At 65.5% G+C, this 5,522-nt stretch carries 7 protein-coding genes, 1 tRNA gene and 1 pseudogene; 2 read left to right on the top strand and 7 right to left on the bottom strand.

Annotated elements, in window-relative coordinates:
- The 6 genes from ABIR74_RS08655 to ABIR74_RS08630 all read right to left on the bottom strand — a co-directional run.
- Positions 1-681: ferrochelatase (locus tag ABIR74_RS08655; RefSeq protein WP_348177092.1), on the bottom strand; the 681-nt coding region annotated here is incomplete at its 3' end.
- Between the two features lie 61 nt (positions 682-742).
- Positions 743-815, bottom strand: a tRNA-Ala gene (locus tag ABIR74_RS08650).
- Between the two features lie 22 nt (positions 816-837).
- Positions 838-1,545, bottom strand: coding sequence for a hypothetical protein (locus tag ABIR74_RS08645; protein ID WP_348177090.1), 708 nt, complete (start codon positions 1,543-1,545; stop codon positions 838-840).
- A 58-nt stretch (positions 1,546-1,603) separates the two neighbouring features.
- Positions 1,604-1,846: a hypothetical protein gene (locus ABIR74_RS08640; RefSeq protein ID WP_348177088.1), complete on the bottom strand. Its 243-nt coding sequence runs from the start codon at positions 1,844-1,846 to the stop codon at positions 1,604-1,606.
- Positions 1,847-1,937: 91 nt separating this feature from the next.
- A complete protein-coding gene (locus ABIR74_RS08635) occupies positions 1,938-2,264 on the bottom strand; it encodes a metallopeptidase family protein (protein ID WP_348177086.1) in 327 nt (108 codons plus the stop codon).
- A 287-nt stretch (positions 2,265-2,551) separates the two neighbouring features.
- The gene (locus tag ABIR74_RS08630) at positions 2,552-3,664 is read right to left on the bottom strand and encodes a hypothetical protein (RefSeq protein ID WP_348177084.1); all 1,113 of its coding nucleotides are present in this window, start codon (positions 3,662-3,664) and stop codon (positions 2,552-2,554) included.
- A 59-nt stretch (positions 3,665-3,723) separates the two neighbouring features.
- On the opposite strand from ABIR74_RS08630, the gene ABIR74_RS08625 reads away from it, so the two are divergent.
- Positions 3,724-4,182, top strand: a complete 459-nt coding sequence (locus tag ABIR74_RS08625; protein ID WP_348177082.1) for a MarR family winged helix-turn-helix transcriptional regulator — start codon at positions 3,724-3,726, stop codon at positions 4,180-4,182.
- Positions 4,183-4,422: 240 nt separating this feature from the next.
- Here the strand turns inward: ABIR74_RS08625 and argF are convergent, their stop codons facing one another.
- Complete coding sequence (argF, locus tag ABIR74_RS08620) at positions 4,423-5,367, bottom strand: ornithine carbamoyltransferase (protein ID WP_348177080.1); 945 nt, start codon at positions 5,365-5,367, stop codon at positions 4,423-4,425.
- Positions 5,368-5,403: 36 nt separating this feature from the next.
- Between argF and ABIR74_RS08615 the strand changes: the two are divergent.
- Positions 5,404-5,522, top strand: a pseudogene (locus ABIR74_RS08615) (ferritin); the annotation flags it as partial.

Genomic DNA, 5,522 nt, shown 5'->3' with positions numbered 1-5,522 from the left:
GCACCCGACCGCTTCGGCAACGAGCCGTGCGGACTCGCGAAGCTGAGCCTCGTAGCGACACGCCCGCGCCATCGCGACCGGGATCGAGTGAGCCGTGAACGCGAGGTGCGGCCTTCGATCGGAAGGGAATGCTGCGAGTGCCGCACGCACATGGTCGGCGTTCGCCTCGATCCAGCCCGGGTGATTGAAGAACGCGCGTGTCCGCAGCACCTCCGGAGCGGCCGGGCCGGCCGCCTGCTGCGCGTTGAAGAGATCCTCGCGATACTGGCGGCATCCCGAGTAGGACGAGTATGCCGAAGTCAAGAAGGCGAGCGCCCGCTCGATCCCGTCTGCCGCCATCTCGCGCAGCGTGTCGGCGAGAAACGGATCCCAGTTGCGGTTGCCGAAGTAGATCGGGAGCGAGATCCCGTGATCGTCGAGATCGTCTCGGAGCGCCGCGATCAAGGCCCTGTTCTGCGCGTTGATCGGGCTGACGCCGTCGAACAGCTCGTAGTGGTGGGCGACCTCCTCGAGCCGCTCACGCGGCACGTTGCGTCCGCGGGTGACGTTCTCGAGAAACGGCATCACGTCATCCATCCCTTCGGGCCCTCCGAACGAGACGACGATGATCGCGTCGAATCGGGTCTCGGGGAAGGTCGAGACGAATCCGTCGGCTGGGGCCTTGAGGGCCGTCTCGGTCATGATTCGAGCGTAGCCGCCGAACCGCGTGTGGGACGCGGCTTCCGTGCGGTTCGGGTAACGATGGAGCGTATCGGGATCGAACCGATGACCTCCGCCTTGCAAAGGCGGCGCTCTCCCAGCTGAGCTAACGCCCCGAGCTCCTACAGGGTAGCGCGGTCAGTCCGGTCGTCGCTGCCGTGAACCCTGTTCGAGCTTCCGCAGCCCGCCGGAGAAGCCGAGCGTTTGCTCGCGTGGGTCCTGTTGTTGTTGCTCGAGTCGTCGGAGCCGCGCCTCCATCTCGGTGAATCCAGGCGTCGTCGAGCGGTCGACGTCTCCGTCCTCTCGCTCGTCGAGCTCACGCTCGCGCTGGCTGACGAGCCGCTCTCGCGCAGCGACGGCCTCGCTGCGCGCCGCTAGCTCGTCGCGGGTGCGGAGAAACAGCTTTTCTGCGTCATGCAACTCTGCGAGGCGGGATTCGATCTGGGCGAGTCGAGCCTCGTCAGGGTCGCCTGCCGGAACCTCGTCAGCACGTGCTCGCTCGGCCTCGAGCTCACGCGCTCGCGCAGCGAGGGCGGCCTCCCGCTCAGCAATCGCGTTCTCTCGGTCAGCGAGATGCGTCTCCCTCAGCGTTGCTTCGCGGGCGTCTTCCCCGGTGTCGGCCCCCGGATCCCGAGCGACGGGTGCGGGCGGGATGGGTGCCGTTCGGCGGGGCGTCGAGGGATCGACGTCGGCGAGGGCATGGTGGAGCTCGACCTCACGCTCACGCACGGCGCCGATGCGTTCAGCGAGCTGCTGTTTGAGGTCCTCGAGGGCGGCGTGCTGTGCACGAAGAGCTTCGCGCTCGTCCTCGATCGTGGTCGGTTCTGCTCGGCGCTTGAATGCCATGCCCGGATTGTACGGCGGGGGCGGGCACAACCCTGCCACACCCCCGCCTAAAGCGGGTTCAGGCTGCGCGTTCCAGCCGTTCTTCTGCCCGGGCCCGCTTCACGATCTGTTCCGGTTCACCGAACCGGATGCGGGCGCGGATTGCGCGGTGCTCACCCCAGAGGGAGGCGAGCTTCTCGTCGAGCTCCTTGATCTGCGCGACGATTTCGGGGTTGCGGCCGTCCGAGAGCCGGTGCCAGAGCTCTGCCCGGCGCTCGCTGACCTCGTCGATCTCTGCATGGATGGTCGCGATGATGTTCATGCTCCATCAAACGTTGGACCCAACCTGGACTATTCCGCGGCTCCGCGCAACGCAACAGAAACGCAACTTCTCGGGAAACCGGCTTCCTGCGTCACTCGTAGCCGAGATCTGCGAGCCGTTCTTCGTCGAGGCCGAAGTAGTGACCGAGCTCATGCAGGACGGTGATCCGGATCTCGCGCTCGAGCTCGGCCGGATCTTCGAATTCTTCCTGGAGCGGCAGGCGGAAGATCGTGATCCGGTCGGGCAGCTCGCCAGCCATGTCACCGCGCTCGGGGAGTGGAATCCCCTCGTACAGGCCGAACAGATCCGGGTCTTCGGGGTGCTCGTCCTCGATCACGACGACGATGTTCTCGAGCGCGGCAGAGAGATCCGGTGGCAGCGAATCGAGGGCAGCCGCTACATGATCGTCGAAGGTCACCGGAGCAACCTTCAGCGGATCGCGAGCGCCATGGTCGCCTTCTGGGCGAATCTCCAGAGCATGCGACAGACTACTCCACGGTCACCCAGAAAGCTGCTTTCAAGCCGTTCCTGTGAGACATCACTAGGGCCGAGGGTCTCAGGGGCGGCCCCTGGGACACCTCGACCTGAGTCATCCGACACCCGAGACGGCCCTGGTCCTCGCGTGGCGGTCATCGACCGAGCCAAGCCGGGAGAGGGGTTTTGCCCCCTCCCGGCTTGATCGAGTCTGCTGCGGGCTTGGCTTGTTTACCGGGTGACGCGGAATGAGACGAGGCGTCGGGTGGAGATGCCGCCGAGCAGTGATTCCCCGGATTTGCGTGCGCGGACGAACGTCACGAGCAGCTGCTGGCGCGGTGTGGCAGGGAAGCCGCCGAGTTTGTTCATCTGCAGGGTTGCCCAGCCGTCGGAGCCCGTGGGCTGCTCGTTCGGGATCGAGAACTGGTTGTAGGGAACCGCAGTGACGTAAACGAGTGCGCCCTGGACGGGGCGGCCGCCGCAAGCGGTGACGTGGAACCGGGCTGTGAGGCTGGTGGTGCCGAAAGAAATCGTGCTTGGAGATACCTGTGTCTGGTCGACCAGGAGGCGGGCGGGCGAGCCGAGATTCGCGATCTGGATCAGGCCGGTGCCCGTCGGGCAACCGGCCGCAACCGGCTTACCGGCGGCGGCGACGATCGCGCTGGGCGCGGACGAGACGGTGGTCTTGCCGCCTGCGTTCGTGCCTTCTACCTTGAACCTGACCGTGTTGCCGACATCGGCCGCAACGAGCGTGTACGTCAGGTTGTCGCGGGCGCTGTTGATGTTTGCGCAACTGCCGCCGTTCTTGTCACAGCGCGTCCAGTAGTACTCGTACTGGATCGAGTTGCCGCTCCACCCACCCCGAAGCCCGGTCAGCTTCTGGCCCTGCTGCGCTGTTCCCGTGATCGTCGGCGGGGACGTGTTGACCGGCGACCCGGCCTTGGCGGCCGTAACCACGGCCGTCGGCGTGCTCGTGGCGGTCGTAGTGCCGTCTGCGTTCTTGGCGTCGACCTTGAACCGGAGCGTGTTACCGACGTCGGCTGCGACCGGCTTGTAGGTGGTTGCGGTGGCGCCGCTGATGCTGGTGCAACTACCACCGGTCTTGTTGCAGCGCGTCCAAACGTAGGTGTACGCCGTTGGGCTGCCGCTCCACTGTCCTTGGTCGCCGGTCAGCGTCTGGCCCTCCTGCGGAGTGCCCTTGATCGTGGGCGGCGATGTGTTCTGCGGAGCTGCAGCGATGGCCGCCGTGCCCATGCCCACACCCAGCCCGACGACGACCGCCAAGGTGGCGCCGATAGTGGCGAACCCTGCGGCCAAGATCCTGTGGTTCTTGCGTAAACGCATCGAATGTCCCTTCGGTCGAGTGGTCGAGCGATTGCAGCGTCTCACCGAAGAATCCGTGGATGCCAACGCTCGTGGTGCGATATGTTCGCAACACGATCTTTATGCCCACTTTCGAGAATCCCACACCTGACGAACTAGCGACGGTTGCGCAGCTACGGGCCTCACTGCGTAGTTTCGCCGCCGCGACAGCCGAGGTCGCGGCCCGCCATCAGCTAACGCCGCGGCAGTACGAACTTTGCCTCCTGATAGCGAGCGCACCAGACCAGTTGACTGGCCGTGATGTAGCCGAAGCGCTCCACCTCAGCGCCAACACGGCCAGCGAGTTGATCAGCAGGGCCGAGCAGGAGGGCTTGGTCAAACGCGGCACCTCGACCCGCGACACGCGACTCAAACCGCTCGCGCTCACCGCTGAAGGACGGCGACGCTTCCTCGCAACCTTCAACGACCTCAGACCAGTACGAGCACGACTGCTGGCGATCCTGCAAGAATCAGTTTCGCTTGCCTCGCGACTCGTGTAATCCAGGCCGTGTCGTGCAGGAGTCAGCCCAAGTGCCGCATGCAAGCTTCGGAACATTTCGAGCGGGACGGTGCAGGGCGTCGAACGACATCTCGGCCAGGATGGCAGGCGGGAGCTTGCGCGAGAGTGTGAGAGTTGCGCTCATGGCCCGAGGCCATGTCCAAGCCGAGACGTTCTCAGCACTCCAGTCTGTTGCCACTCTGCTGCCAACCCGGTTTCGAAGACTCCGAGAACCGCCGATTCAGCGGATCACGAGCGCCATGATCGCCTTCTGAGTGTGAAGGCGATTCTCGGCCTGATCCCAGACGAGTGAGCGAGGCCCGTACAACACGTCCTCGGTGATCTCTTCGCCGACGTGGGCGGGGAGACAGTGCATCGCCACCGCCTCGCGGCTCGCCACGGAAAGGAGCTCGCCGTCGAGGCTGAAGCGCTCCAGATCGAGCAGCCGTTGCTCTCGCTGCTCCTCCTGGCCCATGCTCGTCCAGACGTCCGTGTAGAGCACATCGGCCGCGTCCGAGCCGTCGAGCGGGTCGGACGTGAGCCGGACGGAGCCGCCGCTGACGAGGGCGTCCGCTTGCGCAGCCGCGACGACGACCGCGGACGGTTCGTAGCCGACGGGGCACGCTGCCGTGAAGTGCATCCCGAAGCGTGCGGCGAGACGCATGAGCGAGTGACAGACATTGTTGCCGTCACCGAGATAGGTGAGTCGAACGCCCTCGAGGCCGCCGAGTCGCTCGCGAATCGTCATCGCGTCCGCGAGCGCCTGCAACGGGTGCGCAAGATCCGTGAGCCCGTTGATGACCGGAATCGACGCATGCTCCGCGAAGATGTCGACCTCCTCCTGGTCGAAGGTGCGGATCAGGAGAGCGCTGACGAAGCGCGAGAGGACGAGCGCCGTGTCACGGTAGCTCTCGCCGCGCGCCAGCTGCAGGTCGCCGGCGGGGAGGTAGAGCGCCATGCCTCCGAGCTCGGCGATCCCGACCTCGAAGCCCACGCGCGTGCGCGTGGACGGCTTGTGGAAGATCATTCCGATCGTTCTCCCCGGCAGTACGCGAAGCTCCTTGCGACGGAGCCGCTCCTGCTTCAGCTCGTCCGCGAGGTCGAGCGCGAGCTCGAGCTCCCCGCGTGACCAGTCCGAGACACGGGTGTAGCTGCGCCCTTTGAGGCTGTCAGGGATGCCTGCCATTGGGAGATGCTAGCCCGGCTCGCTAGATTCCCTCGCATGACAACCTTTCAGGAGAAACTCAACGAGCAGATCGCGTACGAGTTCGGTGCCTCGCAGCAGTACATCGCGATCGCGGTGCACTACGACGCACAGACGCTGCCGCAGCTCGCAGCCCA

The organism is Gaiella sp., assembly GCF_039915195.1.
Taxonomy (GTDB): Bacteria; Actinomycetota; Thermoleophilia; order Gaiellales; family Gaiellaceae; genus Gaiella.
The sequence above is the reverse complement of the archived record's forward strand: the minus strand, read 5'-3'. Positions and strand labels throughout refer to the sequence as shown.